Source organism: Acidovorax sp. WCS2018Noco2-16, from assembly GCF_031843945.1.
GTDB lineage: Bacteria > Pseudomonadota > Gammaproteobacteria > Burkholderiales > Burkholderiaceae_C > Paracidovorax.
In genome coordinates, this window is sequence record NZ_JAVTJJ010000006.1 from 105477 (window position 1) to 131832 (window position 26356).

Here is a 26356-nt window from a genome sequence, read left to right on the forward strand (position 1 = left end):
CGCGCGTTAACCGGGCCATGCCATGAACGTCGCGCTGGCGCGCCTGATCGCCGGCCAGATCTGCATTCACGCCTGCATGGCAGGCATGCGCATGGCGGCGCCGCTGCTGGCGCTGCGCGAGGGCTACAGCGCCGCGGCGGTGGGCGTGCTGCTGGCGCTCTTTGCGCTGACGCAGGTGTTTCTGGCGCTGCCCGCCGGACGCTATGCGGACCGGCATGGCCTGAAACGCCCGGTGCGCCACGCGGTGGTGCTGGCGTCGGCGGGGGCGGGGCTCGCGCTGGCGTTTCCCATCTTTCCGGTGCTGTGCCTGGCCGCGCTGATGACGGGCGGTGCCTCGGGCGCGGCGGTGATCGCGTTGCAGCGCCACGTGGGCCGCGCCACGCGCGACGCCACGCAATTGCGGCAGGTGTTCAGCTGGCTGGCCATCGGGCCGGCGGTGTCCAATTTCCTCGGGCCGTTCAGCGCGGGCCTGCTGATCGACCACGCCGGCGCGCTGGTGGGCGAGGGCGCAGGCAGCACGGCGGGTTACCGCGCCGCCTTTGCGCTAATGGCCGTGCTGCCGCTGGCCACCTGGTTTTGGGTGCGTGCCACGGTGGAGTTGCCGCCCGTGATCGCCGCAGCCGGCGGCAAGCGCGCCCGGGCCTGGGACTTGATGGCCGATCCGGGCTTTCGGCGCCTGCTGCTGGTGAACTGGCTTCTGTCATCGTGCTGGGACGTGCACACCTTCGTGGTGCCGCTGCTGGGCCATGAACGCGGGCTGTCGGCCTCGGTCATCGGCACCATCCTGGGGGGCTTTGCCATCGCGGCGGCGCTGATCCGGCTGCTGATGCCGCTGGTCGCAGCGCGGCTGAAGGAATCGGTGGTGGTGGCCGGCGCGATGCTGGCCACAGCAGTGCTGTTCGCCATCTACCCGTTGCTGTCCACGGCTTGGGCGCTGGGCCTGTGCTCGGTGTTGCTGGGGCTGTCGCTGGGCTCGGTGCAACCCATGGTCATGAGCCTGCTGCACCAGATCACGCCACCTGACCGGCATGGCGAGGCACTGGGCCTGCGGCTGATGGCGATCAACGCATCGAGCGTGGTGATGCCGGTGCTGTTCGGCACGGCCGGTGCGTTGATTGGGGTGGCAGGCTTGTTCTGGGTGGTGGGCGCCACGGTGGGCGGGGGCGCCCGGCTGGCGTGGCGCATGGGCGACGCGCCGACCGCGCCGCAGCACTGACGCGGAAGAATCCAGCGCAGGCCAGAGGACTTCAGAGCTTGTAGAACGCCTTGATGATGTCCCACGCTTCCTGGGGCACGTCGGTGTAGTGGAAGAGCTTCAGGTCGGCCTCTGAAATGGTGCCTTGCTCCACCAGCGCTTCAAAGTTCATCACCTTCTTCCAGAACGACGTGCCGAACAGCACGATGGGCACGGGCTTGGCCTTGCCGGTCTGCACAAGGGTCAGCACTTCGAACAGCTCGTCCAGCGTGCCAAAGCCGCCAGGGAATGCGACCAGCGCCTTGGCGCGCATCATGAAATGCATCTTGCGCAGCGCGAAGTAGTGGAACTTGTAGCTCAGTGATGGCGAGATGAAGCGATTGCCGCTCTGTTCGTGCGGCAGGGCAATGTTCAGGCCCACGTTCAGAGCGCCGACGTCATGGGCGCCGCGGTTGGCCGCTTCCATGATGCCGGGGCCGCCGCCGGTGCACACGTAGATGCGCTCTGCTGGCGGCTGCGTCTCGCTGTGTTCGGCCACGATGCGGGTGAACTGGCGGGCCAGGTCGTAGTAGACGGCGTTCTTCACCCCGAGCTTGGCGCGGGCGATGCGTGTGGCGTCGCCGCTGGCCTCGGCCGACTCCAGCTGCACCTGGGCTTCGTCGGGCGCGACGAAGCGGGCGCTGCCGTAGACGACCACGGTGTTCTCGATGCCCTGCGCGGTCTGGCCCAGGTCGGGCTTGAGCATCTCCAGTTGAAACCGGATGCCACGCGTTTCGCGTCGCAGCAAAAATTCGGGGTCGGCAAAGGCCAGCCGGTAGGCATCGGCATGCAGCGGGTTGCCTTCGACGGCGTGGTTCTGCAGCGTGGCCCAGGCATCGGCCAGGTGGCTGTCTTTCAGGTCGTTGGTGGTTTCCATGGAGTCAGGGCAGCAAGAAAATGGGGTTTTGAGTGAAATCGGGCTCCAGCGCTTATCCATAAAGCGCTGGCAGCTATTGAAATAATAGCATCTTGGTGGTCATGCCTTCGGTGGTGCATCAGCCGCGCAGGATGGGCCACAGTGCAGTCACGGTCTGCACGCCCACCCAGGTCAGCAGGAGCGAGCCGCACACATGCAGCAGCACGGTGCCGGCGGCCAGCAGCCAGCGCGCCTGCATCATCATGGTGACGACTTCGGCCGAGAAGCTGGAGAAGGTGGTCAGCCCGCCCAGAAAGCCGGTCACCAGCAGCAGGCGCCAGAGCGGATCGAGTTGCGGCAAATGCTGGAAGACGCCGATGCAGATGCCGATCAGGTAGCCGCCGATGAGGTTGGCCGCCAGCGTGCCCCAGGGCAGCAGCACGGCGCCGCTGCTGAGCCACAGGCCCAATCGCCAGCGCAGCAAGGCGCCCACAAGAGAGCCGACGGAAATGGCGAAGACTGCGTGCATCGCCGCGATGCTAACGCGGTGTGCCGGCCGGTTGGGCCACCTCGCCCGCTGCAACCGCAATGCGCTGCCACGCGGCCACAGCGGCCAGCGTGGTGTGCATCTGTACGGTATGCGCGAAGCGGAAGGCGTCGCCGTGCACCGTTTCGTCCGGGAATTCGGTGATCAGCGTGACCGGCGCATCGCGCGGGTTCTCGGTCACCGTGAATGCGAAGCCGTGCAGGGCCTCGAAGGGAATCGGCCCGGCATGCTTTTCATATAGCGCCATCTGCCGCGCATTGAATTCAGCCAGGCCCGGCACGTCGCGCAGCGTGGCGGTGACGGCTTCCAGTAGCGCGCGTGCCTGCTGCTGGCGGCCCGCGTGGTGCCGCAGGATCAGGAAGAAGCCCTTTGGCAGCATCCAGTGTTCGAAGCCGCGCGGCACGTAGCCGGTCAGGGGCCGTGTCCATTCATGTGCCGGGTAGCCGTGCAGGTTGATGTGCAGGCCTGCGCCGGACAGCGCCAGCGCCTGTTCGCGCGCCGTGCGTTCGTACAGCGGCGCCGTTTCGCGGTATTCGATGTCGTCGCCCAGAGCGCTGTAGCGCGCCGCGTGGTGCATATGGTGCGGGTGCTGCGCGCACAGTTCGCGGTGCAGCGCGTAGCCGTCAGGGTTTTCCAGCGCGATCAGGGCGAAGTGAGCGCCGGGCTGGCGCCGCAGGGCCTCGGCTGCACGTAGCGCTCCGACCAGGCCCGAGGTTTCGTTCGCATGCTGCGCTGCGCTGATGAGAACCGGTGCGTCGCTGCCCGGCTGGTAGAGCACTTGCACGGTGCGGCTCTGGAGCGATGAGGCTGTAGAACGCTGCGTGGCAGGTCCGACCAGCGCGTCCAGCACAGCGTGAATGCGCTTGGGCGAAGGCGCCTGGGTGAGTGCGTGCAGCGGCTCATCCGGTGCATCGGCATCAGGCCACGCGGCGGCATCTTGCGTGCACACATCGAAGGGCTGCAGGGCGATGCGCACGCGGGGCGCACCGCTGGAGGCAGGCAGGGCGCGCACGTCGGGCACGATCTGGCCCGGCTGCAGACGGCGGTCGCCGGCAGGCCGGCCGGAGTGCCGCTGGAAGAATTCGAGCAGGGAGAAGTACAGGTCTTCGTGCAGCGCCTCGTGCGTGCTAAAGCGCTCGTCGGCGGCGGGCAGCGCATGTTCCATGCCCGGCGTATCAATGCGGATGCTTAAACGTTCGAAGTAGGGCTCCTGCGCTCCCCAGGCATGCGACTGCACGGTGTGCATCACATGGGCGAAGAGCTGTTCGTAGTCGGTCAGTACGGGGGTGTCGAGCCGGTCGGCCGCACCTGGCGCGGTGCCTGCGCGCAGCCACCCGGCGGGCGACCACTGCGGCTGCCCGATCAGGTCGGCATGCGGGCGGTTGGGCGCAAACACGCGGTGCGCTTGGCTGCTGCCGTCCTTGAATGCAAATTGCACGTCGTAATGCAGCCCCGCGGGCTGGTCGCAGGCGTCTCCCATTTCCAGCTGCAGCGCGCCTTCGGGCAACAGCGCTGCCAGGGGATAGGCCTCCAAGGCAAAGCGGCGCTCGGCACCGGGGCTGACACGCGGGAAGCGCACCGCGGCGCGCTCTATCTGCGGACGATCAACCGACTCGAGAAAGTAGTGCACCAGTGGCTTGTAGGCACTGTGCAGGCGGGCGTGCACGCCGGCTGCAGCCAGCTGGCGTTCTGCTGCGCGCCGGCTGTCGGCGTCTTCGAACAGCCAGCCTTCCAGATACACGCCCGCCCATTCCGGGCGACTGAAGCGTGCGAGCCATTCATGCAGCGTGCGGGGCACGGTGGCGTCCAGCAGGACGTGTTCGTCTAAAACGGGAAGCTGGGCCATGAATTCAGGCTCCAATATGCCTGTAGCGCTTATGTATCAAGCGCTGATAGCTATGAATTAAATAGCAGATGAAAGCAGGGCGGCGTTTCGGCGATTCAGGAGTCGCGCTCTTCGCTGGCCACGACGCGGCTGAGGCTGGGCGGCACGTCCTTGCCGGTGCGGCGCGCGCGGAACAGCGCCGCGCGCATCAGGAAGATGGTGGTCACCGGCACGGTGATGCCGATGAAGAGTGCGATCAGCAGTGCGTGGATGGCCAGCCCGCCGCCCTGCATCGAGAAGTACAGCAGCGTGCCATGCATGATGCACCAGCAGCCCATGGTGGCAATGACTGATGGCGCGTGCACGCGCTCGAAATACGTCTTCAGCCGCAACAGGCCCAGCGAGCCCAGCAGTGCGATGACCGAGCCGGCCAGCACCAGCAAGGCGATGGTGATTTCCGCCCAGAGCGGCAAGCTGCCTGTCGTCATTCGATCACCTCCCCGCGCAGCAGGAATTTGGCCATGGCAGTGGAACTGACGAAGCCCAGCAGCGCGATCAACAATGCCGCCTCGAAGTAGTTGGTACTGCCGTAGTAGATGCCCAGCACCAGCATCATCAGCATGCCGTTGAGGTAGGTGCAGTCCAACGCCAGCACGCGGTCTTGCGCAGACGGCCCGCGTATCACGCGGATCAGGCAGCACGCCATGGCCAGCGCCAAAATGAATAGCGCGATGGGCAGGGCCCAGGAAAGCACCGGGCTGGTCATTCGAAGATCTCCATCAGGGGGCGCTCGTAGCGCGTTTTGATGTGGTCGATCAGGGCCTGCGGGTCGCCGACCTCGAGTGCGTGCAGCAGCAGAACGGACCGGTCCAGCGACAGTTCGGCCCACGACGTTCCAGGCGTCATGCAGACGATGACCGCCAGCACGGCCAGGGCGTTGGGATCGCGCAGTTCCAGAGGAATGTGAACGAAGCCCGAGGGGTGCTTGCGCATGTGCTTGAACGCCAGAAAGCGCGACACCACGAGGTTGGAAATGGACGTGTCCACGATCACCGCAACTGCCAGCCGCAGCACGGTGCCCGGCTTGCGGATGCGTACCGGCAGCGGCCGCAATCCGCGGGTGATCACGGGAATGACCACCGCAACCAACAGCGCCAGCACGATATGGCCTGCGCTGAGAGACCGGTTCAGCAGCAGCCACACGCCGAAGAGCGCGACCGACAGCAGCGGAGCGGGAAAGATGCGGCGGATCATTGCGCTGCTCCTGGGATACGCGTGGCGTCGGGCGTGGAGGCCGGCGTGCCCGTGGTGACCGGACCGGGCGCGGGCTTGGCGGACATCACGGCCCGTACATAGGTGGACGGCGCGTGCAGGGAATTGGCCGTGGCTTGCATGAAGCGCATGACGCTGTCGGCCTGCACCGTCAGCACCACGCAGGCGGACAGCAGCACGGCGATGGGCAAGCCTTCGGCTACCCGCAGTTGCGGCGTGGGCCGGTCGTGGCTGGCCCAGAAGTGATTGATGCCGGCGCGGGTCAGCGCAATCAGCGCGACCAGCCCCGTGGCGATGAGCAAAGCGATCAGCATCCAGCCGGGTGCGCCGGGTTGATTGCCCGCGGACGATCCCAAGCCAAGCGGGTTCAACAGGGCGGTCAGCATGGCGAATTTTCCGACAAAGCCCGACAGCGGCGGCAGCCCGGCAATCACCAGCGTGCAGGCCAGGAACGCGAGTCCGAGGAAGGCGGCCGCCGCTGGGATGACCCGGCCGATCAGCACGACTTCATCCTCGTCCAGATTGTGCGCGGTGGTCGGCAGCAACTGTGCGTTGAGAAAGGGCGCATCGCCATCGGTTTCGTAGGGCGCCAGTGAGGCGCCGTCGTTGCGCCAGCGGTCGATCAGGTCGGCCAGCAGGAAGAGCGCACTGACGGCCATCACGGAGCTAGGCAGGTAGAAGAGCAGCCCGGCAGTCAGCACGTTCTGCCCGAACCCCAGGGCTGCAAGCAGCGTGCCGGACGACAGCAAGGCGGCGTGGCCCGCCAGGTTGGTGAGGCGCTGAGAACCCATCATGCCGATGGCCCCGAAGGCCATTGTGATGAGGCCGCCGCCAATCAGCCACAGGCCACCGAAAAGTGCCGAGGCGCCGGCTTCGCTGCTGAACATCAGCGTCCACAGGCGCAGCAGGGTATAGATGCCGACCTTGGTCATCAGCGCGAACAGCGCGCCCACCGGCGCGGTGGCGGCGCTGTACGCCGGCACCAGCCAGAAGTTGAGCGGCCAGACCGCGGCCTTGATCAGGAAGGCGGTCGCGAGGATGCCCGACGCTGCGTGCAGCAGGCCCCGGTCGGCCGCGGCCACTTGCGGAATGCTGCGCGCCAGGTCGGCCATGTTCAGTGTGCCGGTGATGCCGTAGAGCATCGACGCGCCGATCAGGAACAGCGACGACGCCGCCAGGTTGATGGCGATGTAGTGCAGGCCGGTCTGGATGCGCGTGCGGCCGGAGCCGTGCAGCAGCAGCCCATAGGAGGCGGCGAGCATGATCTCGAAGAAGACGAACAGATTGAAGAGGTCGGCGGTCAGGAAGGCGCCGGCCAGGCCCATCAGCTGAAACTGGAACAGCGGGTGGTAATGCACCCCCGCCCGGTGCCAGCGCGTGGCGGAAAAGACGATGGAACACAGCGCGACTACACCCGTCAGCACCAGCATCAGAGCCGAGAGCCGGTCGAGCACCAGCACGATGCCGAAGGGCGCCGGCCAGTTGCCGGGCAGGTACACGCCCATGGACGACGGCGCGCCCGCCTTGTGCGTCCACTGAAGCAGCGCGATGGCGATGACGAGGCCGAGCAGGGTGGACAGAATGTTCACGCCCAGCTTCAGCCGCTGGCGCTCTTCGCGCAGCAGCAGCATCAGCGCGGCCGTCACCAGCGGCAGCATGATGGGCGCCAGCATCAGATGCGGCATCAGCGAGGCGGTGAGCGTGTTCCACGTGCTGCTCATGGCATCTCCTGCACGTCGCGTGCGCGGCTGCCGTCCACATGGTCGGTGCCGGCAATGCCGCGCGAGGCCAGCAGCACCACCAGGAAGAGGGCGGTCATGGCAAAGCCGATGACGATCGCGGTGAGCACCAGGGCCTGAGGCATCGGGTCAGCGTAGTGCAGCAGATCTTGCGGCACGCCAGCGATCAGCACGGGCTCCTTGTCGATCGCCAGGCCCAGGCGGCCCATGCTGAAAATGAACAGGTTCACGGCATAGGAGAGCAGCATCAAACCCATGATGACCTGGAACGTGCGCGGGCGCAGCAGCAGCCAGACGCCCGAGCCGGTGAACACCCCGATGGCAATGGCGAGGACGATTTCCATCAACGGGCTCCGTCAGGTGGTGGAAAGGCCGGCGTCCCGTCCAGCGGTGCGGTGGCCGCAGCCTGCGCGACGGCGGCTTCACGCTCTGCGCGCGCGTCTTCCATCAGGCGGGCGTGGTAGCGGTGGCCGCGCACCGATTGGTGGGCAATGGCCGTGAGGATCAGAAGGGTTGAGCCGACCACCAGCGCGAAGACGCCAATGTCGAAGAACAACGCGCTGGCAATGTGGATCTCTCCGATGACCGGCAGATCGACGTGGGCGGTATGGCTGGTGAGGAAGGGGTAGCCCATCAAGACCGCGCCGGCGCCGGTGCCGAACGCGAACAGCAACCCGGTGCCGATCCAGCGGCGTGGGTAGAGCGGCAGGTGGGCTTCCACCCACTCCGTGCCCGAGATGATGTACTGAAGCAGCAGCGCGACGGACATCACCAGGCCGGCGACGAAACCGCCGCCCGGTTCATTGTGGCCCCGCATGAACAGGTAGAACGACACCAGCGTGGCGAAGGGCAGCAGCAGGCGCACCAGCACGGCGGGCACCATCAGGTAGCCCACGGCGGTGTCGGGGGCGTTGCGCGGGTTCAGCAAGTCGGTCTGCAGATCCGCCGGCAGGAAGCGTTGCTGTTCGGGCAGGTCCATGGCTTCGCGTGCCGGGCGAAAGCGCCTGAGCAGTGCATACACCGTGAGAGCGACGATGCCCAGGACGACGATCTCGCCGAAGGTGTCGAAGCCCCGGAAGTCCACTAACACCACATTGACCACGTTGGTGCCGCCGCCTTCGGTCAGGGCACGTTCGAGGAAGAAGGTGGAAGCGCTGTCCGCAAAGGGCCGGCTCATCATGGCGAACGCCAGCCAGGCCATGCCGCCACCGGCCGCCACCGCGATCAGCAGGTCGCGCAGGCGGCGGGCGCGCGCCACGCTCAGGCTGACGTTGGAGCTGCGCAGGCTTTCATCGCGCCGCGGCAGCCAGCGTAGGCCCAGCAGCACCAGGACGGTAGTGACTATCTCTACCACCAGCTGCGTCAGTGCGAGGTCGGGCGCAGAGAACCACAAAAAGGTGATGCAGGTGCACAGGCCTGCCCCGCCCATCAGCGTGAGCGCGGCCAGCCGGTGGTACTTGGCCTGCCAGGCGCCGGCCACGGCGCAGGCAATGCCTAGCGCCCACAGCACGACGAAGGTGGGCGACAGCGGCAACGTGCCTCGGTCGCCTAGCTTCAAGCCCTGCGTCCACAGCGGCATGGTGCCGGCTGCCAGCGTGGCCAGCACCAGCCAGAGCATCTGCCACTGCAGGCGCTCGGTGGACAGCAGCGCCCGGCCGGTGCGGCCCGCGCGCGTCAGCAGGGTGAGCGTGCCTTCAAACACGCGCTTGCCGCTGATGCGGTACATGAGTGGAGGCGCATCGACATGGCCGGCCTGCCGCTGCCAGCGCAAAAACAGGTACAGCGCAATGCCGCCGACCATGGCGACGATGCTCATCACCAGCGGCGTGTTGAAGCCGTGCCAGATCGCCAGGCTGTATTCAGGCAGGGTGCCGCCCACCACGGGCAGCGCGGCGGCTTCCAGAAACCGCCCCACAGACCAGGCGGGCAGCATGCCGACCACCAGGCAGGCCAGCACCAGCAACTCGACCGGCACGCGCATCCAGTGCGGTGGCTCGTGCGGCTGGCGGGGCAGGTCGGTGGCAGGCGGGCCCCAGAACACATCGACGATGAAGCGCAGCGAATAGGCCACGCTGAACATGCCTGCGATGGTGGCCGCCACCGGCAGCGCCACGGCCATGAAGGGCGCGGCGTTGATGTACACCGTCTCGGCGAAGAACATTTCCTTGGACAGGAAGCCGTTGAGCAGGGGCACGCCCGCCATCGACGCACTGGCCACCATGGCCAGGGTGGCGGTCACCGGCATCATGGTGCGCAGGCCCGACAGGCGGCGGATGTCGCGGGTGCCCGACTCGTGGTCGATGATGCCTGCCGCCATGAACAGTGACGCCTTGAACGTGGCGTGGTTCATGATGTGAAAGACCGCCGCCACGGCCGCCAGCGGGCTGTTGAGTCCGAGCAGCAGGGTGATCAGGCCCAGATGCGAGATGGTGGAATACGCCAGCAGACCTTTCAGGTCATGCTGGAACATGGCCGCGTAGCCGCCGATCAGCAGCGTGCACATGCCGGCGCCGCCCACCAGCCAGAACCAGGCTTCGGTGTCGCCCAGCACCGGCCACATGCGGGCCAGCAGAAACACGCCGGCCTTCACCATGGTGGCCGAGTGCAGATAGGCCGACACCGGCGTGGGCGCGGCCATGGCATTGGGCAGCCAGAAGTGGAACGGAAACTGCGCGCTCTTGGTGAACGCGCCCAGAAGAACCAGCACCAGTGCGGTCAGATAAAGCGGGTGGTTGCGCACCTGCTGGGCGGCGGCCAGCACGTGGTCCAGGTCGTAGCTGCCGACGATGTGGCCGATCACCAGCATGCCGGCCAGCATGCACAGCCCACCGGTGCCGGTCACCGTCAGCGCCATGCGGGCGCCGCGCCGTGCGTCCTTGCGGTGGTGCCAGTAGCCGATCAGCAGGAAGGAGAACAGGCTGGTCAATTCCCAGAAGAACGCCAGCTGGATGATGTTGCCCGACAGCACGACGCCGGTCATGGCGCCCATGAAGGCCAGGAAGAACGAGAAGAAGCGCGGCACCGGATCGGCGGCCGACATGTAGTAGCGCGCATACAGCACCACCAGCGCGCCGATGCCCAGCACCAGCATGCAGAACATCCAGGCGAACCCGTCCATGCGAATGACGAGGTTCAGGCCCAGCGAGGGCAGCCACATGATTTCCTGCCGTATCACCCCGCCCGCTGCTACCTGCGGAAAGCACAGCGCCACCTGCACGGTGCAGAACACCGCGATCACTCCAGCCAGGGTGGACTCGGTGTTGCGGGCGTTGGCAGGCAGTAGCGCTGCCAGTACGCTACCGAGGAAAGGCAAAAGGATGAGAAGAACGAGGGGCATGCCCGATCCATTCTACGGGCAGCCCCTGCACTGCCGCTATGAAAACCCGAGCAGACGACGGCCATTGGCCGTGCGCCAGCGCCTGAATTGAGTAGGGACCGAAACCGCGTGGCAACGCGATTTCGGTGGCGATGCGAAAGGGTTTTTCAGCGCTTGGCTGCAGCGGGCGTGGCCGGTGTTGATTGGTAGGCGCTGCCGTTCAACGTCAAACCTTCCGCCGAAAACTTGGCTGCAGAGCCAGGGCCGACGCCTTGCACCCGGGTGATCAGGTCTTGCCAGTCCTTGAAGGGCGCCTTGCTGCGCTCGGCCAGGATGCGGCCCGACACAGCGGGGCCGATGCCCTTGACGGCGTCGAGCTGGGCTTCGCTCGCCTGATTGACGTCAACGGCCGCAAAAGCGGCTGCGGCCCAAAGCATGGCTGCCATTGCGGTGATGGTCTTGAACATGGAAGCTCCCTGTCTTGTCGTGATGCGCAGCGACGGTGCTGCGCAGGCAGGGTAGGAGGCCAAGCTGACGCGAGCCTGAAAGCTCAGTGGCTCCAACGGGGTTGACCGACGCGGCCTTGGCAGCCTGAGGCGCGAACCGATCAGCGCTTCAGAGTTCTTCGACGCGGCGCGCTGGATAGCTGTCCCAGGTCTGGCAGCCCGGGCATTGCCAGAAATGCTGGCGGGCCTCGAAGCCGCAGGCGGCGCAGCGGTAGCGGGTGAGCGGTTTGACGGCCAAGTCCAGCGCGCGCTGGATCTGCGGGTGGAACTGCTCGTGGCTCAGCGTTTCCGTCGCCAGCCATTTGGCGGCGGCAACCAGCGACGGTTCCTTTTCAAGATGGCGCACATACCACTCGCGTCCCGGCCCCTCGGGCGCGCCCGGTGCCAGGTCGAGCGCCACGATGCCTTCCAGCAGATCGAGCGACGGGAACTGTTCGTAGTGCCGCAGCAGCAGATCGCGCACCTCGGCAGAGCGCCCGGTAGCGCCGGCCAGTTCCACCAGCAGCGGTGCCGCCAATGGCAGAGCCGCCGCGGCGTCGTCAGCCAGCTTCAGCAAGACCGCCAGGGCGGCTGGAGCGTCGCCCCTGCGCTGAAGCAGGCGTGCCAGCTCGATGGTGGCGCGGGGCGCACTGGGCGCTGCAGCCAGTGCGGATTCCAGCAGCTTTTGCGCAGCCGCCAGATCGCCTTGCGCGGCCTGGGCCAGGGCCTGCTCGCACAGGTAGTGCGCCTGTCGAGGGCCGAAGTCGCCCTGTTGCGAGCCCTGCATCTTGCAGGCGATGGCTGCGGCCTGCGGCCAGTCGCGTGACCTTTCGTAGATGGCCAAAAGAGCCATGCGCGCCTGGTTCTCAAAAGGGGTGTTCTCCAGCCGGCGCAGTGCGTCCTCCGCGCGGTCTAGCAGGCCGGCTTTCAGAAAGTCGAGCGCCAGCGCATGCTGCGCCCGTTCGCGGTCGGTGCGGCTCAGGTCGCCACGCGACAGCAGGTGTTCATGTACGCGTACGGCCCGGTTGTATTCGCCCCGGCGGCGAAACAGATTGCCCAGTGCGAAGTGCAGCTCGGACGTGTCCGGGTCGTTCTGCACCGCTTCGATGAAGGCATCGATGGCCTGATCCTGCTGCTCGTTGAGCAGATAGTTCAAGCCCTTGAAATACGCCTTCGGTGCGCGTCGGTTTTCCTCGCGCAACTGGCGCAGATCGAATCGCGACGCCAGCCAACCCAGGCCAAAAGCCAGGGGAAAACCGAGCAGTATCCAGCTGAGATCAAATTCCATGGAATGGAGGCTGTGGCGATGAGAGGTCGGCGGGCACCAGCGCAGCCGAGGCAGGAGTTGCTGCAGTCGTAGCGCCGGCAGACGCTTCCACCGCAACGCCAGCCTTGCGGGCCGCGCTGCGATGCTTCCACCAGCGCGGCACCATGCCCAGCACTCCAACGACCAGGCCCGCGGCAAAGGCCGTCAGCACGACCAGCACCAGGGGCGCGCGCCATTGCGTGCCGAAGAAGAAATGCACGGTGGCGTCTTGCTGGTTGTTCAGAGCGAAGGCGAACAGGGTAAAAAAAATGGCTGCCTTGAGCAGCCACAGAAAGTATTTCATGCGTCTCCCCAGTGGTGGGGTGATTCTACGGTCGCACTTGGTGCATCACAGGCCCGTACCCTGCAACGTTCGCATGCAAACATCTGCTGCAAGAGATCAGGGTCATTTATGCCTGTAGCGCTTTACACATAAGCGCTAGTAGCTATGAATTTGATAGCATCAGCCGCCGGAAGCATCCTTCATCTCCGCCGTTCGTTGGTCCACCGCTTCGCGCAAGGCTTTGCCTGGCTTGAAATGGGGCACGCGCTTTTCCGGAATGGCCACCGCTTCGCCGCTGCGCGGGTTGCGGCCCATGCGGGGAGGGCGGTGATTGACTGAAAAACTGCCGAAGCCCCGGATCTCGATCCGGTGGCCGCGCACCAGTGCATCGCCCACCGCATCCAGAATGGTCTTGACGGCGTGTTCGGCGTCGCGCTGGGTAAGCTGGCTGAACCGCGCGGCCAGTTCTTCGACGAGGTCTGATCGGGTCATGGAAGGCTTTGCAGAGACTGAGATGTATCACCAGAAAAGAAGGCGGGCGCCCGAAGCGCCCGCCGTGACCTGCCGGCATGCGCCGGCGGGTGTGTGCCGCAGTGGCTGATTACTTCTCGGAGTTGTCCAGCTTGGCGCGCAGCAGGGCGCCCAGGCTGGTCGTGCCGGCGCTTTCGCGCGTCGATTGCTGCGACAGGTTGGCCATGGCGCCTTGTTCGTCAGCCATGTCCTTGGCCTTGATCGACAGCTGGATGTTGCGGGTCTTGCGATCCACGTTTACCACCACGGCCGTGACTTCGTCGCCTTCCTTGAGCACGTTGCGGGCATCTTCCACGCGGTCGCGGGAGATTTCCGAAGCACGCAGGTAGCCGATGATGTCTTCGCCCAGATCGATTTCAGCGCCACGAGCATCCACGGTCTTGACCTTGCCGGTCACTGTCTGGCCCTTGTCGTTCACCGTCACGAATGTGGTGAATGGGTCGCCGTCGAGCTGCTTGATGCCCAGCGAGATGCGTTCGCGGTCCACGTCCACAGCAAGCACGATGGCTTCGACTTCCTGGCCCTTCTTGTAGTTGCGGACAGCGGCTTCACCGGCTTCGTTCCACGACAGGTCGGACAGGTGAACCAGGCCGTCGATGCCGGCAGCCAGGCCCACGAACACGCCGAAGTCGGTGATCGACTTGATCGGGCCCTTGACGCGGTCGCCGCGCTTGGTGTTCTGCGCGAACTCTTGCCATGGGTTGGCCTTGCACTGCTTCATGCCCAGGCTGATGCGGCGCTTGTCTTCGTCGATCTCGAGGACCATGACTTCGACTTCGTCACCCAGCGACACGAGCTTGGAAGGAGCGATGTTCTTGTTCGTCCAGTCCATTTCGGACACGTGAACCAGGCCTTCGATGCCGGGTTCCAGTTCCACGAATGCGCCGTAGTCGGCAATGTTCGTGACCTTGCCGAACAGGCGGGTGGCCGATGGATAACGGCGCGAAACGCCCATCCATGGATCGTCGCCCATTTGCTTCAGACCCAGCGAGACACGGTTCTTTTCGGTGTCGAACTTCAGGATCTTGGCCATGATTTCCTGGCCAGCCGTCACCACTTCGGAGGGGTGACGCACGCGGCGCCATGCCATGTCGGTGATGTGCAGCAGGCCGTCGATGCCGCCCAGGTCCACGAACGCACCGTATTCGGTGATGTTCTTGACCACGCCTTGGACGATGGAGCCTTCCTTGAGGGTTTCCATCAGCTTGGCGCGCTCTTCGCCCATCGACGCTTCCACCACGGCGCGGCGGCTCAGCACCACGTTGTTGCGCTTGCGGTCGAGCTTGATGACCTTGAATTCGAGGGTCTTGTTTTCGTAAGGCGTCAGGTCCTTGATCGGACGCGTGTCGATCAGCGAGCCTGGCAGGAAGGCGCGGATGCCGTTGACCAGCACCGTCAGGCCGCCCTTGACCTTGCCGCTGGTCGTGCCGGTGACGAACTCGCCGGATTCCAGGGCCTTTTCCAGGGCCAGCCACGAGGCCAGGCGCTTGGCGGTGTCACGCGACAGGATGGTGTCGCCGTAACCGTTTTCGATCGAGCCGATGGCCACGGAGACGAAATCGCCCACCTGGACTTCGACTTCGCCCTTGTCGTTCTTGAACTCTTCCAGCGGCACGTAGGCTTCGGACTTGAGGCCTGCGTTCACCACGACGAAGTTGTGCTCAACGCGCACGACTTCAGCGGTGATGACTTCGCCAGGGCGCATTTCGGTGCGCGTCAACGACTCTTCAAAAAGGGCGGCAAAAGATTCAGACATGTATTTCCTAGAGCCGCAAACAGGTTTCCGACAGCACCATTGCCATCGTTTCTAAGGCTGCCTGCGGAGGTTTTGCGGCTTGGGAGCCGCGGTTCGGTTGAGAACCACACGAGCCGGGCGCTGACAGCGCGGCGGGGGCTCGGTGGGCCCGTGCAGGGCGGTTTCACGCCCTACAGTGCTGGCCCATGCGCTACGGTGCAGCGAAGGGCTGGCGCTCCTGCCACCAGGCAACCACCTGTTCGACGGCCTCATTGATCGTCAACAGGGAATTGTCCAGCACCAAGGCATCCCGCGCTGGCTTCAAGGGCGCGACCGGCCGGGAGCTATCCCGGGCATCGCGCGCCTCCAAGTCGGCGCGAAGGTCGGCTATGTTAGCCGAAATTCCCTTTGAAATCAATTGTTTATGGCGGCGTTCAGCCCGGCAGGCGGCACTGGCTGTCAGGTATACCTTCAACTCTGCGTTCGGGAAGATCACCGTGCCCATGTCGCGCCCATCGGCCACCAGGCCCGGCAGCTGCTGAAAGCTGTGCTGCAGCTCGACCAGTGCCTCGCGCACCTGGGGCAGCGCGGACACGCGGGAAGCGTTCATGCCGGCCTCTTCGGTGCGGATGGCGTCCGTCACGTCGTCTTCGCCCAGCCACACATGGCCAGCGTCGAAGCGAACGGGCAGGGCGCGCGCCAGGTCGGCAATGCGAGGCTCATGTTCCGCATCGATCTGCAGGCCCGCGCGTACAGCGGCGAGTGCTGCGATACGGTACATCGCGCCCGAATCCAGGAACCGGTAGCCCAGCTGCTGCGCCACGGCGGCTGCGACCGTGCCCTTGCCCGAGGCGGTAGGGCCGTCGATGCAGATCACCGGAATGCGCTCGGTAGGCGTCTGCGCGACCGAGAACAGCGCTTCGAAGTAATCGGGAAAGGTCTTGGCCACGCACTGCGGATCGAGAATGCGCACGGGCAGCTTGGCGGGGTTAAACGCCGCGAGCGAAAAGCACATCGCCACGCGATGGTCGTCATAGGTGTGGATGCTGGCCGCACGCCAGTCGCCCGGCTTGGCAGGCGGCGTGACGCTAATAAAGTCCGCGCCTTCTTCCACCGTGGCACCCAGCTTGCGCAACTCGGCGGCCATCGCTGCGATGCGGTCGGTTTCCTTGACGCGCCAACTGGCGATGTTGCGCAGCGTGGTGGTGCCGTCGGCGTACAGCGCCATAACGGCCAGCGTCATGGCGGCATCGGGTATGTGATTGCAGTCCAGATCTATGGCCTTGAGGGGCCACGCGCCACGCCGGATGGAGAGCCAGTTGGGGCCGCTGTCGATCTGCGCGCCCATGGCCTGGGCGGCTTCGACGAAGCGGATGTCGCCCTGGATCGAATTCTGCCCTACGCCCAGCACCTTGAGGTCATTTTGGCCTGTAGCGCCCGCTGCAAGGGCGCCAAGTGCTATGAAATAGCTAGCGGACGATGCGTCGGCCTCTACGTGTATGCTGCCCGGCGACTGGTATTGGCTGCCCGCGGGAATAGTGAAGCGCTGCCACTGGTCGTGCTTCACCGCGATACCGAAGCGTGCCAGCAGCTCAAGCGTGATGTGGATGTAGGGCCGCGAAATCAGCTCGCCCACCACCTCAATGACCATGTCCTGGGTGCGAGCCACCAGTGGCAGCGCCATCAGCAGCGCCGTTAGAAACTGGCTGGATACATCACCGCGGACCTGGATGGGCTCTGTCAGAGAGAGCGAAGGCACACCCGCGCGGTGCGCGATGCGCAGCGGCGGATAGCCGTCCTGTCCCAGATAGTCGATGTGGCAGCCCAGCTGGCGCAGTGCGGCCACCAAGTCGCCAATAGGCCGCTCGTGCATGCGCGGCACGCCCGACAACTCGAATTCTCCACCCAGCAAAGCCAGCGCTGCCGTCAACGGCCGCATCGCGGTGCCGGCATTGCCCAAGAAGAGGCGGGCGGGCGACTGCGGAGCCCGGTCACCCAGGCCGGTGATGCGCACGGTGCTGCCGGTTTGCTGCACGTCGCAGCCGATCTGGCGCAGCGCGTCAAGCATGACGCGCGTGTCGTCGGAGGCCAGCAGGTCATGGACTTTGGTGGTGCCTTGGCTGAGCGCCGCGAGCAGCAGGACGCGGTTGGAAATGCTCTTGGAGCCGGGCAACTGAACGATGCCGCCAGCGGAAGCCAGCGGGGGAAGATCGAGGAAAGCGGTGGTGTACATCAGGAGGCGGTCTTGTTCGATCTTTGCGCGCCCATGCGCCAGTGCGTGCGGGTTTCGCTGGCCAGCGTGATCATGTCCTCGACCGCCTGGCTGTCGCCCCGTTGCATGGCCTGTTCGAAGTCGCCGAGTGCCTGCTTGAAGAGCTTGGCCTGTACCAGCAATTCGTCGCGGTTGGCCAGCAGGATGTCGCGCCACATCTTGGAATCGCTGGCGGCAATGCGGGTGAAGTCGCGAAAGCCCGGACCGCCCAGCGACAGAATGTCGTCACCTTCGGGCTGTGCCGTAATGCTGTTCATCATCGCAAACGCAAGCATGTGCGGCAGGTGGCTGACGGCGGCGAAGGCGGCGTCGTGCGATTCGGGCGACATGCTCTGTACGCGGCAACCCAGCGCGGTCCACAGCGTTTCGGCGCGCTGGATATGGGCGGTGAGGGTGCGCTCGGTCGGTGTCAGGATGACCTGCCGGCCGCTGTACAGCTCGGCATCGGCATATTCCACGCCCGACACTTCACGGCCGGTGATGGGGTGAGCGGGCACGAAAGAGCCGACCTGGTCGCGCAGCGCCTGGCGCGCAGCCTGCACCACGTCGGCCTTGGTGGAGCCAACATCCATGATCAGCATCTGCGGCGTGACCAGGTGCTTGATGGCTTTGAGCGTGGATTCGGTCGCGGCCACCGGAACGGCCAGCAGCACGATGTCGGCACCGGCTACCGCCAGCAACGCAGAGGGTGCCTCGACATCAATCACGCCCAACTGCCGCGCCCGGTCGGTGGTGGAGGGTGACTTGCTGTAGCCCACCACCCGCTTGACCAGGCCTGCCTTCTTGAGCGCAAGCGCGAAAGAGCCGCCCATCAGCCCGCAGCCGATGAGCCCGAGTTGCTCAAACATGCTGGTCCTCCGCGCGCGGGCACATAGACACCGCACCCCACGGGCGGCATGCAAAGAAAGCCGTGCGGATCATGGTGCGACCGGGTAGGAACCCAGCACCTTGTAGAAAGCGCACAGGCTGCGCAACTCTTCCAGCGCGCGTGCTACGTGAGGCTGCGTGGGGTGGCCGTCCAGGTCGATGTAGAAGTAGTACTCCCACTGGCCCGTGCGCGCCGGGCGCGATTCGAAGCGCGTCATGGACACGCCGTGCGTCTTCAGCGGCACCAACAGGTCGTGCACAGCGCCGGGCTGGTTGGGCACAGAGATGACCAGGCTGGTGCAATCCTTGCCGCTGGCCGGCGGAGTCTGTAGCGTGTGCGGCAGGCAGATGATGGCAAAGCGCGTTCGGTTGTAGGCGTCGTCCTGGATGGCATGCGACACGATGTGCAGGCCGAACTGCGAGGCAGCGCGTTCGCTGGCAATGCCGGCCCAGGCCGGGTTGGTGGCGGCCAGCCGTGCACCTTCGGCATTGCTGGACACGGGGCGGCGCTCCACATGCGGCAGGTGCTTGGAAAGCCAGCCCTGGCATTGCGCCAGCGCCTGCGGGTGGGCGAGCACGGCCTCAATGCCTTCGAGCGTGTTGGACTGGCGCAGCAGGTTGTGGCGTACAAGCAGGCTGACCTCACCCACCACGTGGCAGGGCGTGTGCAGGAAGAGATCGAGCGAGCGCGTGACCACGCCTTCGACCGAGTTCTCGACGCCGACCACGCCGTACTGTGCGCTACCCGCTGCCGTGGCGTGGAACACCTCGTCGAAGTTGGCGCAATACATCAGGTCGGCTGCGCCGCCGAAGAATTCCACCGCTGCCTGTTCGCAAAAGGTGCCGGCAGGGCCCAGCACGGCCACGCGCTGCGGGGCCTCGAGCGCCAGGCAGGCGGACATGATTTCGCGCCAGATGGCGGCGACGTGCGGCCCCTTGAGCGGGCCCGGGTTGGCCGTCTGGATCTTGTCGATCACCTGCGCCACCCGGTCCGGGCGGAAGAACGGCGTGCCTTCACGCTTCTTGACTTCACCGACACGCTCGGCCACCAGTGCGCGCTGATTCAGCAGCGTCAGCAGTTGCTGGTCGATGTTGTCGATCTGCAAGCGCAGGCTGGAGAGATCGGGGGAGGCTTGCGGAGTGGACATCGGATGGGAATGGAAAGGGCTTGTGGCAGCTGCCGTCTCAGGCTTTTTTCAAGCCTGCTTCTGCTCGAATTCTTGCATGTAGGACACCAGGGCCTCGACGCCTTCGATGGGCATGGCGTTGTAGATGCTGGCACGCATGCCGCCCACGGACTTGTGGCCCTTGAGCTGCAGCAGGCCGCGTTCTTTGGCGCCTGCCAGGAAGGCCTCGTTGCGGGATTCATCGCGCAGCAGGAACGGGATGTTCATGCGCGAACGGGCGTTCACCGCCACCTTGTTGAAGTACAGCTGCGACTGGTCGATGTAGTCGTACAGCCGCGCTGCCTTGGCGATGTTGCGCAGTTCCATCGCGGCCACGCCAGTGGCATCGCCTTCGCGCTGGCGCTTGAGCCACTGGAAAGTGAGGCCGGCGATGTAGATGCCCCAGGTAGGCGGGGTGTTGAACATCGACTGGTTGTCCGCGACCACCTTGTAGTCGAAGGCGCTGGGGCAGATCGGCAAGGCATGGCCCAGCAGGTCTTCACGCACGACGACCAGTGTCAGCCCGGCAGGGCCAAGGTTCTTCTGCGCGCCGCCGAAGGCAAGGCCGACGCGCGACCAGTCGACCGGGCGCGAGGCGACGTGCGAGGAGAAGTCGATGACCAAGGGCGCATCGCTTCCCAGCGCCCGCAGGTCGGGCAGTTCCTGGAACTCGACGCCGTGGATGGTCTCGTTGCTGCACAGGTGCAGGTAGCTCGCACCCCGGCTGAGCTGCCATGTGGCAGGGTCGGGCAGGGTGGTGAAGCCGCTGCTCTCTCCAGACGCAACCACGCGCACTTCGGACGCATACCGCTTCGCTTCCTTCTGCGACTTCTGGCTCCAACTGCCGGTCACCACCACGTCCACCGGCGCTGCGCGAGACAGGTTCAAAGGCACGATGGCGTTTTCGGCCAGCCCACCGCCTTGCATGAACAAGATCTTGAATTCCGGCGGCACCGCCAGCAATTCGCGCAGGTCGGCCTCGGCCTGCTCGTAGATGGCGATGAACTCCTTGCCGCGATGGCTCATCTCCATCACGCCCATGCCGCTGCCGTGCCAGTCCAGCATCTCTGCAGCGGCTTGCTGCAGCACCTCGACGGGAATGGCGGCTGGGCCGGCAGAGAAGTTGTAGGGGCGGTTCATGGTCGAAGATTACTAGTCAAAAAAGCCTGTAGCGCTTATCTAATAAGCGCTTATAGCTACTATTTTAATAGCAGGCAAGATTCTCGCGATGAGAGGCTTGCCTGTGGCCGATCAGGCGTCGCCTGCAGCGGGTGGTACGCCGGAGTCGTCCGATTCGGCATCCGCCTCTGGTGCGTTGGCGTCGTTTTCGACGATCCGCTGCAAGCCGCTCAGTTGCGAGCCATCGTCCAGCGCGATCAAGGTCACGCCCTGCGTGGCGCGGCCCAGTTCGCGGATCTCGGACACGCGCGTGCGCACCAGCACGCCCTTGTCGGTGATCAGCATGATTTCGTCATCCGCACGCACCAGCGTGGCGGCGACGACCTTGCCGTTGCGCTCACTTTGCTGGATGGCGATCATGCCCTTGGTGCCGCGGCCGTGGCGGGTGTATTCGACAATGCTGGTGCGCTTGCCATAACCGTTTTCGGTGGCCGTGAGAACGCTCTGCGTTTCGTCTTCGGCCACCAGCATGGCGATCACGCTCTGGCCTTCTTCCAGCGTCATGCCGCGCACACCGCGCGCTTGCCTGCCCAGCGGGCGAACATCGTTTTCGTCGAAGCGAACAGCCTTGCCGCCGTCAGAAAACAGCATGACGTCATGCTTGCCGTCGGTCAGTGCAGCGCCGATCAGATAGTCGCCGTCGTCCAGATTGACGGCGATGATGCCGCCCTTACGAGGGTTGCTGAAGTCGTCCAGCGCTGTCTTCTTCACGGTGCCCATGCTGGTTGTCATGAAGATGTAGCGGTCGGCCGGGAAGGTGCGCATGTCGCCGGTCAGGGGCAGCACGACGTTGATCTTCTCGCCCTCCTGCAGCGGAAACATATTGACGATGGGGCGGCCGCGCGATCCACGTGAACCGGCCGGCACTTCCCAGACTTTGAGCCAGTAGAGCCGGCCGCGGTTGGAGAAGCACAGGATGTAGTCGTGCGTGTTGGCGATGAAAAGCTGGTCGATCCAGTCGTCTTCTTTCGTCGCCGTGGCCTGCTTGCCGCGTCCACCACGCTTTTGCGCGCGATATTCAGACAGCGGCTGGCTCTTGATGTAGCCGGTATGCGAGAGCGTCACCACCATGTCGGTGGGCGTGATCAGGTCTTCGGTGGACAGGTCTTGCGCGCTGTATTCCACCACGCTGCGGCGGGCGCCGAGCTTGGACTGGCCGAACTCCTGCTTGATGTGGCCCAGCTCGTCGCCAATGATGACCGACACGCGTTCGGGCTTGGCCAGGATGTCCAGCAGGTCTTCGATGACCGCCATCACGTCCTTGTACTCGGCCACGATCTTGTCCTGCTCCAGCCCGGTCAGGCGTTGCAGGCGCATCTGCAGAATTTCCTGCGCTTGTGTGTCCGACAGGCGATACAGGCCGTCCTGGCCCATGCCGAATTCGCGCTCCAGCCCTTCAGGGCGGTAGTCGTCAGCGTTGATCACGCCGCCGTCCTCACGCGTGCGGGTCAGCATCTCACGCACCAAAGTGCTGTCCCAGGACCGTGTCATCAACTCCGCCTTCGCGACTGGCGGCGTGGGCGATTCACGGATGATGCGAATGAACTCGTCGATATTGGCCAGCGCCACCGCCAAGCCTTCAAGCACATGGCCCCGGTCGCGTGCCTTGCGCAGCTCGAACACCGTGCGACGCGTGACCACTTCGCGGCGGTGCTGCAGGAAGACGACGATCAGTTCCTTCAGGTTGCACAAGCGCGGCTGACCGTCGATCAGCGCGACCATGTTCATGCCAAAAGTGTCCTGCAGCTGCGTCTGCTTGTACAGGTTGTTCAGCACTACTTCTGGCACTTCGCCGCGCTTGAGCTCGATCACCAAGCGCATGCCGGACTTGTCCGACTCGTCCTGGATGTGGCTGATGCCTTCGATCTTCTTCTCGTGCACCAGCTCGGCCATGCGCTCTTGCAGCGTCTTCTTGTTGACCTGGTAGGGCAATTCGTCAACGATGATCGCCTGGCGCTGGCCGCGGTCGATGTCTTCAAAGTGGCAGCGTGCACGCATGATGACCTTGCCCCGCCCGGTGCGGTAGCCATCTTTGACGCCGTTGATGCCGTAGATGATGCCGGCGGTAGGGAAGTCGGGCGCCGGCACGATTTCCATCAAGTCGTCGATGGTCGCCTCAGGATTGCGCAACATGTGCAGGCACGCATCCACCACCTCATTGAGGTTGTGCGGAGGAATATTGGTGGCCATGCCCACCGCGATACCCGCCGAACCGTTGACGAGCAGGTTTGGCAGCTTGCTGGGCAAAACCAGCGGTTCTCTTTCACTGCCGTCGTAATTGGGGCCGAAATCGACCGTGTCCTTGTCAATGTCGCCCAGCATTTCGTGTGCGATCTTGGCGAGCCGAATTTCCGTGTAACGCATGGCAGCGGCGTTGTCGCCATCCACCGATCCGAAGTTGCCTTGACCGTCCACCAGCATGTGCCGCAGGGAAAAGTCCTGTGCCATGCGAACGATCGTGTCGTAAACCGCGCTGTCGCCGTGGGGGTGGTACTTGCCGATCACGTCGCCTACGATACGAGCCGACTTCTTATAAGGACGGTTCCAGTCGTTGTTGAGCTCGTGCATCGCAAAGAGCACGCGGCGGTGCACAGGCTTCAGGCCATCCCGCGCATCGGGCAAGGCGCGACCCACAATTACGCTCATGGCGTAGTCTAGATAACTACGCCGCATTTCCTCTTCTAGGCTGATTGGAAGGGTTTCTTTTGCGAACTGGGTCATGGCGGGGAAGGTGGCGGCAATGGAGTTTCATTTTAGTTCCAAGACTGTGTCGCGGGTTTGCAACATATCTGCGCCATTGCGCTGCTGTCCTACGGTGCCCACCCGGTCTAAACCGTCTTTGGGTTGTTACGTATGGCACAATCAAATCAACGTTTTTAGTGATGGTCACTGAGGACGTCCCTGATTCGCAGCGCGGCTGCGGCTTTTTCCCCAAGAGGAGAACCATGAAGAAACTGAACAAAGTGGCGATGTTGTTGGCCTCTGCCGTAATCGCGACCTCGGCTGGCGCTCAAGTGAAGGCAGCTGACGGCGGCAAGGTCATCGACAACTGGCAAAACGGCAGCGGTGAGTTGGTTTGGAAGAACGGCACCAACGAACTCTGCTGGCGCGATGCCAACTGGACCCCCGCCACGGCCGCTGTCGGCTGCGACGGCGCTCTGGTTGTTCAGGCTGCCGCTCCTGCTCCTGCAGCCGCACCGGCTCCAGCTGCTGCACCAGCACCGGCTCCAGCTCCAGCTCCAGCAGTGGCCTCCAAGGTTACCTACGCTGCTGATGCTTTCTTCGACTTCGACAAGTCCGTGCTGAAGCCTGAAGGCAAGGCCAAGTTGGACGACCTGGTCTCCAAGGTCAAGGGCATCAATCTGGAAGTTATCATCGCCGTGGGTCACACCGACTCCGTTGGCACCGATGCGTACAACCAGAAACTGTCGATTCGCCGTTCGGAAGCTGTCAAGGCATATCTGGTTTCCAAGGGCATCGAACGTAACCGCGTCTACACCGAAGGCAAGGGCGAAAAGCAGCCTATCGCTGACAACAAGACGAAGGAAGGCCGCGCCAAGAACCGTCGCGTTGAAATCGAAGTGGTCGGCACCCGCGCCTCCAACTAATCGATATTCAGTCGATCCAAAAAAGCCCCGGAAACGGGGCTTTTTTTATGCTCCGCTTTTTCTGATGGGACAATCAAAGCCATGAGTGAACACGTCAATGCCGACCCTGCCGAGTTGGCCAAATTTTCCGAATTGGCTTATCGCTGGTGGGATGTCGATAGCGAATTCAAACCTCTGCATCAGATCAACCCCCTGCGGCTGGAGTGGATCGATCATCTAGCCCCTTTGACGGATCAGATCGTGCTGGATGTCGGCTGTGGCGGCGGCATTCTGGCTGATTCCATGGCTCGGCGCGGTGCGCACGTGACTGGCGTTGATCTCGCGTCTAAAGCCTTGCGCGTTGCGCAGCTGCATGCACTGGAAACTCAAACGCCTCGGGTTCAATATCGCGAAGTCAGCGTCGAGACGCTAGCTGCTGAGCGGCCAGGCTCTTTTGACGTGGTGACTTGTATGGAAATGCTCGAGCACGTACCCGACCCTGAATCGGTGGTCAAGGCCTGCGCACAGTTAGTGAAACCGGGAGGGTGGGTGTTCTTTTCCACCATTAATCGAAATGCCAAGGCATTTTTGCTTGCCATCGTAGGAGCTGAATATTTGCTCAAAATGCTGCCGAAAGGCACACACGAGTATGCAAAGTTTCTCAAGCCCAGAGAATTAGCCTTAGCATGCCGCAATTCAGAGCTCAATGTCGTCCAGACACGTGGGCTCGAACACAACCCGGTCACAGGTCGGTATTGGCTTAGTGCTGACACCAGTGTGAATTATCTTTTTGCGACAAGGCGTCCCCACCAATGAGCAACGCAGGCTTCGACGATGTGAAGGCAGTGTTGTTCGATTTGGACGGAACACTGATCGACAGTGCACCAGATCTCGGTGCGGCGGCAGATAAGTTGCGTGTGGATCGGGGATTGTCATCGCTGCCTCTGGCAAGCTACCGGCCTTTTGCAGGTGCGGGCGCGCGAGGCATGCTGTCGGTGGCCTTCGAAATGACGCCCGAGCATCCTGAATTCGCTGTGTTCAGAGACGAATTCTTCTTCAATTACGAGGCCCGTATTCTGGATGGAACCTATGCGTTCGACGGGGTGTCAGAATTGATTGTCCGACTCCAGCAGCAACACATCTTGTGGGGGGTGGTAACCAACAAGGCTGCGCGATTCACCCAGCCGTTGGTACAGGCGATGCCCCTTTTTCAGTCAGCGGGCGCGGTGGTGAGTGGAGATACGACTCCTTTTTCCAAGCCACATCCTGAGCCGCTGTTCGAAGCTGCCCGCCGTTTGGGAGTGGATCCTCAGCATTGCATCTACGTTGGCGACGATGAAAGAGATATCGTGGCCGGCTTGGCTGCGGGAATGAGAACTGTCGCGGCTACCTATGGTTATCTGGGCGCGAAGGCGCCGCAAACTTGGGGCGCACACGAGTCCATTAAATCTCCGCTCGAGCTCTTGAAACTGCTGGGACTGGACTAAGATACGAGGCTTGGGGCTGCCCTGGTTTCGACGTGGGTTCGGAATCGGTGTGGTGCATGTCGAGCTTGATTGGCGCTCGTAAATCTGCATTCAAAAAACTAACTGCAAACGACGAACGTTTCGCACTCGCTGCTTAATTGCCAGTGAGCCTTGCAACAGTTGGCCGATGGGCTGGGCAAGGGGGTTCTGAGCAATCAGCACCTCCCGGCTGCAAGGATAATTACATGGGCTGGCTTTGATCCGGGTACCTTGGATTGAAGCGAGAAAATAGGGTGCTGGCGGACGTTGTAGCGTGCGACTGCGCGACAACGTTAGCGAGATTTAAATCAGACCGCTAAACATGTAGATCTGCCCGATGAAGGCTTGCGGACGCGGGTTCAATTCCCGCCAGCTCCACCACTCAAGACACCGTCACACTCTGGAGAACCCAGGCTGTGGCGGTTTTTTCTTGCCTGTGCGTGTTTTGCGGTGTCGCAGGATTTGCACCGAATTCGCACGGAAATCGCACCGATCATCACGCTCGGCTGGTGAGGATCAACGCATTTGCGCGCGAAGCGCCATCAAAAGTTGCGAGAGCGTCGGCGGGTAAGATGCATGCCCGATCACGACTCAAGCCCTGGCGCCGTATCCACGAATGCTGCTGCGTCCTTAAATTTGTTCGCTGCGAAA

At 63.9% G+C, this 26356-nt stretch carries 23 protein-coding genes and 1 other RNA gene; 5 read left to right on the plus strand and 19 right to left on the minus strand.

Annotation, left to right across the window (positions count from 1 at the left end):
* Positions 1 to 22: 22 nt before the first annotated feature.
* Positions 23 to 1216 (plus strand): MFS transporter, encoded by a 1194-nt coding sequence (locus RQI28_RS13835; RefSeq protein ID WP_311223893.1) that lies wholly within the window; start codon positions 23 to 25, stop codon positions 1214 to 1216.
* 31 nt (positions 1217 to 1247) lie between these two features.
* On the opposite strand, the gene RQI28_RS13840 is transcribed toward RQI28_RS13835, so the two are convergent.
* The 19 genes from RQI28_RS13840 to gyrA form a co-directional block, all read right to left on the minus strand.
* Positions 1248 to 2111, minus strand: coding sequence for a TIGR00730 family Rossman fold protein (locus RQI28_RS13840; RefSeq protein ID WP_311223892.1), 864 nt, complete (start codon positions 2109 to 2111; stop codon positions 1248 to 1250).
* A gap of 118 nt (positions 2112 to 2229) precedes the next feature.
* Positions 2230 to 2619, minus strand: coding sequence for a fluoride efflux transporter CrcB (crcB, locus tag RQI28_RS13845; protein ID WP_311223891.1), 390 nt, complete (start codon positions 2617 to 2619; stop codon positions 2230 to 2232).
* Between the two features lie 10 nt (positions 2620 to 2629).
* Positions 2630 to 4483 (minus strand): peptidase M14, encoded by a 1854-nt coding sequence (locus RQI28_RS13850; RefSeq protein ID WP_311223890.1) that lies wholly within the window; start codon positions 4481 to 4483, stop codon positions 2630 to 2632.
* A gap of 95 nt (positions 4484 to 4578) precedes the next feature.
* Positions 4579 to 4950 carry a monovalent cation/H(+) antiporter subunit G gene (mnhG, locus tag RQI28_RS13855; RefSeq protein WP_311223889.1) on the minus strand — a complete coding sequence of 124 codons (372 nt, stop codon included), beginning with the start codon at positions 4948 to 4950 and terminating at the stop codon, positions 4579 to 4581.
* Positions 4947 to 5228, minus strand: a complete 282-nt coding sequence (locus RQI28_RS13860) for a K+/H+ antiporter subunit F (protein WP_311223888.1) — start codon at positions 5226 to 5228, stop codon at positions 4947 to 4949. Before RQI28_RS13860 ends, mnhG begins: the two co-directional genes overlap by 4 nt.
* Positions 5225 to 5716 carry a Na+/H+ antiporter subunit E gene (locus RQI28_RS13865; RefSeq protein WP_311223887.1) on the minus strand — a complete coding sequence of 164 codons (492 nt, stop codon included), beginning with the start codon at positions 5714 to 5716 and terminating at the stop codon, positions 5225 to 5227. Before RQI28_RS13865 ends, RQI28_RS13860 begins: the two co-directional genes overlap by 4 nt.
* Positions 5713 to 7455 carry a monovalent cation/H+ antiporter subunit D gene (locus RQI28_RS13870; RefSeq protein WP_311223886.1) on the minus strand — a complete coding sequence of 581 codons (1743 nt, stop codon included), beginning with the start codon at positions 7453 to 7455 and terminating at the stop codon, positions 5713 to 5715. The genes RQI28_RS13865 and RQI28_RS13870 overlap by 4 nt, the downstream gene beginning before the upstream one ends.
* Positions 7452 to 7817: a Na+/H+ antiporter subunit C gene (locus RQI28_RS13875; protein WP_311223885.1), complete on the minus strand. Its 366-nt coding sequence runs from the start codon at positions 7815 to 7817 to the stop codon at positions 7452 to 7454. The genes RQI28_RS13870 and RQI28_RS13875 overlap by 4 nt, the downstream gene beginning before the upstream one ends.
* Positions 7817 to 10810, minus strand: a complete 2994-nt coding sequence (locus RQI28_RS13880; protein ID WP_311223884.1) for a monovalent cation/H+ antiporter subunit A — start codon at positions 10808 to 10810, stop codon at positions 7817 to 7819. Before RQI28_RS13880 ends, RQI28_RS13875 begins: the two co-directional genes overlap by 1 nt.
* A 146-nt stretch (positions 10811 to 10956) precedes the next feature.
* The gene (locus tag RQI28_RS13885; RefSeq protein ID WP_311223883.1) at positions 10957 to 11256 is read right to left on the minus strand and encodes a helix-hairpin-helix domain-containing protein; all 300 of its coding nucleotides are present in this window, start codon (positions 11254 to 11256) and stop codon (positions 10957 to 10959) included.
* A 148-nt stretch (positions 11257 to 11404) separates the two neighbouring features.
* Entirely contained in the window at positions 11405 to 12562 is a 1158-nt protein-coding gene (gene lapB, locus RQI28_RS13890; protein ID WP_311223882.1) for a lipopolysaccharide assembly protein LapB, read from the minus strand.
* Positions 12552 to 12884, minus strand: a complete 333-nt coding sequence (locus RQI28_RS13895; RefSeq protein WP_311223881.1) for a LapA family protein — start codon at positions 12882 to 12884, stop codon at positions 12552 to 12554. The genes lapB and RQI28_RS13895 overlap by 11 nt, the downstream gene beginning before the upstream one ends.
* A 159-nt stretch (positions 12885 to 13043) precedes the next feature.
* The gene (locus RQI28_RS13900) at positions 13044 to 13379 is read right to left on the minus strand and encodes an integration host factor subunit beta (RefSeq protein ID WP_311223909.1); all 336 of its coding nucleotides are present in this window, start codon (positions 13377 to 13379) and stop codon (positions 13044 to 13046) included.
* A gap of 85 nt (positions 13380 to 13464) precedes the next feature.
* On the minus strand, positions 13465 to 15150 hold the full coding sequence (rpsA, locus tag RQI28_RS13905) for a 30S ribosomal protein S1 (protein WP_311223880.1): 1686 nt from the start codon (positions 15148 to 15150) through the stop codon (positions 13465 to 13467).
* Between the two features lie 190 nt (positions 15151 to 15340).
* The gene (locus RQI28_RS13910; RefSeq protein WP_311223879.1) at positions 15341 to 17362 is read right to left on the minus strand and encodes a bifunctional 3-phosphoshikimate 1-carboxyvinyltransferase/cytidylate kinase; all 2022 of its coding nucleotides are present in this window, start codon (positions 17360 to 17362) and stop codon (positions 15341 to 15343) included.
* Positions 17362 to 18249, minus strand: coding sequence for a prephenate dehydrogenase/arogenate dehydrogenase family protein (locus RQI28_RS13915; protein ID WP_311223878.1), 888 nt, complete (start codon positions 18247 to 18249; stop codon positions 17362 to 17364). Before RQI28_RS13915 ends, RQI28_RS13910 begins: the two co-directional genes overlap by 1 nt.
* 69 nt (positions 18250 to 18318) lie before the next feature.
* Positions 18319 to 19416: a prephenate dehydratase gene (gene pheA / locus RQI28_RS13920; protein ID WP_311223877.1), complete on the minus strand. Its 1098-nt coding sequence runs from the start codon at positions 19414 to 19416 to the stop codon at positions 18319 to 18321.
* A gap of 48 nt (positions 19417 to 19464) precedes the next feature.
* A complete protein-coding gene (serC, locus tag RQI28_RS13925) occupies positions 19465 to 20574 on the minus strand; it encodes a 3-phosphoserine/phosphohydroxythreonine transaminase (RefSeq protein WP_311223876.1) in 1110 nt (369 codons plus the stop codon).
* Positions 20575 to 20685: 111 nt separating this feature from the next.
* The gene (gene gyrA / locus RQI28_RS13930; protein ID WP_311223875.1) at positions 20686 to 23334 is read right to left on the minus strand and encodes a DNA gyrase subunit A; all 2649 of its coding nucleotides are present in this window, start codon (positions 23332 to 23334) and stop codon (positions 20686 to 20688) included.
* Between the two features lie 224 nt (positions 23335 to 23558).
* Here gyrA and ompA point away from each other — a divergent pair, with 224 nt between their 5' ends.
* The 4 genes from ompA to ssrA all read left to right on the plus strand — a co-directional run bounded on the left by ompA (position 23559) and on the right by ssrA (position 26086).
* A complete protein-coding gene (gene ompA, locus RQI28_RS13935; protein WP_311223874.1) occupies positions 23559 to 24221 on the plus strand; it encodes an outer membrane protein OmpA in 663 nt (220 codons plus the stop codon).
* Positions 24222 to 24302: 81 nt separating this feature from the next.
* Complete coding sequence (gene ubiG / locus RQI28_RS13940; protein ID WP_311223873.1) at positions 24303 to 25016, plus strand: bifunctional 2-polyprenyl-6-hydroxyphenol methylase/3-demethylubiquinol 3-O-methyltransferase UbiG; 714 nt, start codon at positions 24303 to 24305, stop codon at positions 25014 to 25016.
* Positions 25013 to 25687: an HAD-IA family hydrolase gene (locus RQI28_RS13945; RefSeq protein WP_311223872.1), complete on the plus strand. Its 675-nt coding sequence runs from the start codon at positions 25013 to 25015 to the stop codon at positions 25685 to 25687. The genes ubiG and RQI28_RS13945 overlap by 4 nt, the downstream gene beginning before the upstream one ends.
* Before the next feature lie 12 nt (positions 25688 to 25699).
* Positions 25700 to 26086: a transfer-messenger RNA gene (ssrA, locus tag RQI28_RS13950) on the plus strand.
* The last annotated feature ends 270 nt before the right edge of the window (positions 26087 to 26356 follow it).

Coding starts and splice junctions, on each gene's coding strand:
- RQI28_RS13835 (WP_311223893.1), top strand. CDS start 23: ATGAACGTCGCGCTGGCGCGCCTGATCGCCGGCCAGATCTGCATTCAC.
- RQI28_RS13840 (WP_311223892.1), bottom strand. CDS start 2,111: ATGGAAACCACCAACGACCTGAAAGACAGCCACCTGGCCGATGCCTGG.
- crcB (WP_311223891.1), bottom strand. CDS start 2,619: ATGCACGCAGTCTTCGCCATTTCCGTCGGCTCTCTTGTGGGCGCCTTG.
- RQI28_RS13850 (WP_311223890.1), bottom strand. CDS start 4,483: ATGGCCCAGCTTCCCGTTTTAGACGAACACGTCCTGCTGGACGCCACC.
- mnhG (WP_311223889.1), bottom strand. CDS start 4,950: ATGACGACAGGCAGCTTGCCGCTCTGGGCGGAAATCACCATCGCCTTG.
- RQI28_RS13860 (WP_311223888.1), bottom strand. CDS start 5,228: ATGACCAGCCCGGTGCTTTCCTGGGCCCTGCCCATCGCGCTATTCATT.
- RQI28_RS13865 (WP_311223887.1), bottom strand. CDS start 5,716: ATGATCCGCCGCATCTTTCCCGCTCCGCTGCTGTCGGTCGCGCTCTTC.
- RQI28_RS13870 (WP_311223886.1), bottom strand. CDS start 7,455: ATGAGCAGCACGTGGAACACGCTCACCGCCTCGCTGATGCCGCATCTG.
- RQI28_RS13875 (WP_311223885.1), bottom strand. CDS start 7,817: ATGGAAATCGTCCTCGCCATTGCCATCGGGGTGTTCACCGGCTCGGGC.
- RQI28_RS13880 (WP_311223884.1), bottom strand. CDS start 10,810: ATGCCCCTCGTTCTTCTCATCCTTTTGCCTTTCCTCGGTAGCGTACTG.
- RQI28_RS13885 (WP_311223883.1), bottom strand. CDS start 11,256: ATGTTCAAGACCATCACCGCAATGGCAGCCATGCTTTGGGCCGCAGCC.
- lapB (WP_311223882.1), bottom strand. CDS start 12,562: ATGGAATTTGATCTCAGCTGGATACTGCTCGGTTTTCCCCTGGCTTTT.
- RQI28_RS13895 (WP_311223881.1), bottom strand. CDS start 12,884: ATGAAATACTTTCTGTGGCTGCTCAAGGCAGCCATTTTTTTTACCCTG.
- rpsA (WP_311223880.1), bottom strand. CDS start 15,150: ATGTCTGAATCTTTTGCCGCCCTTTTTGAAGAGTCGTTGACGCGCACC.
- RQI28_RS13910 (WP_311223879.1), bottom strand. CDS start 17,362: ATGTACACCACCGCTTTCCTCGATCTTCCCCCGCTGGCTTCCGCTGGC.
- RQI28_RS13915 (WP_311223878.1), bottom strand. CDS start 18,249: ATGTTTGAGCAACTCGGGCTCATCGGCTGCGGGCTGATGGGCGGCTCT.
- pheA (WP_311223877.1), bottom strand. CDS start 19,416: ATGTCCACTCCGCAAGCCTCCCCCGATCTCTCCAGCCTGCGCTTGCAG.
- serC (WP_311223876.1), bottom strand. CDS start 20,574: ATGAACCGCCCCTACAACTTCTCTGCCGGCCCAGCCGCCATTCCCGTC.
- gyrA (WP_311223875.1), bottom strand. CDS start 23,334: ATGACCCAGTTCGCAAAAGAAACCCTTCCAATCAGCCTAGAAGAGGAA.
- ompA (WP_311223874.1), top strand. CDS start 23,559: ATGAAGAAACTGAACAAAGTGGCGATGTTGTTGGCCTCTGCCGTAATC.
- ubiG (WP_311223873.1), top strand. CDS start 24,303: ATGAGTGAACACGTCAATGCCGACCCTGCCGAGTTGGCCAAATTTTCC.
- RQI28_RS13945 (WP_311223872.1), top strand. CDS start 25,013: ATGAGCAACGCAGGCTTCGACGATGTGAAGGCAGTGTTGTTCGATTTG.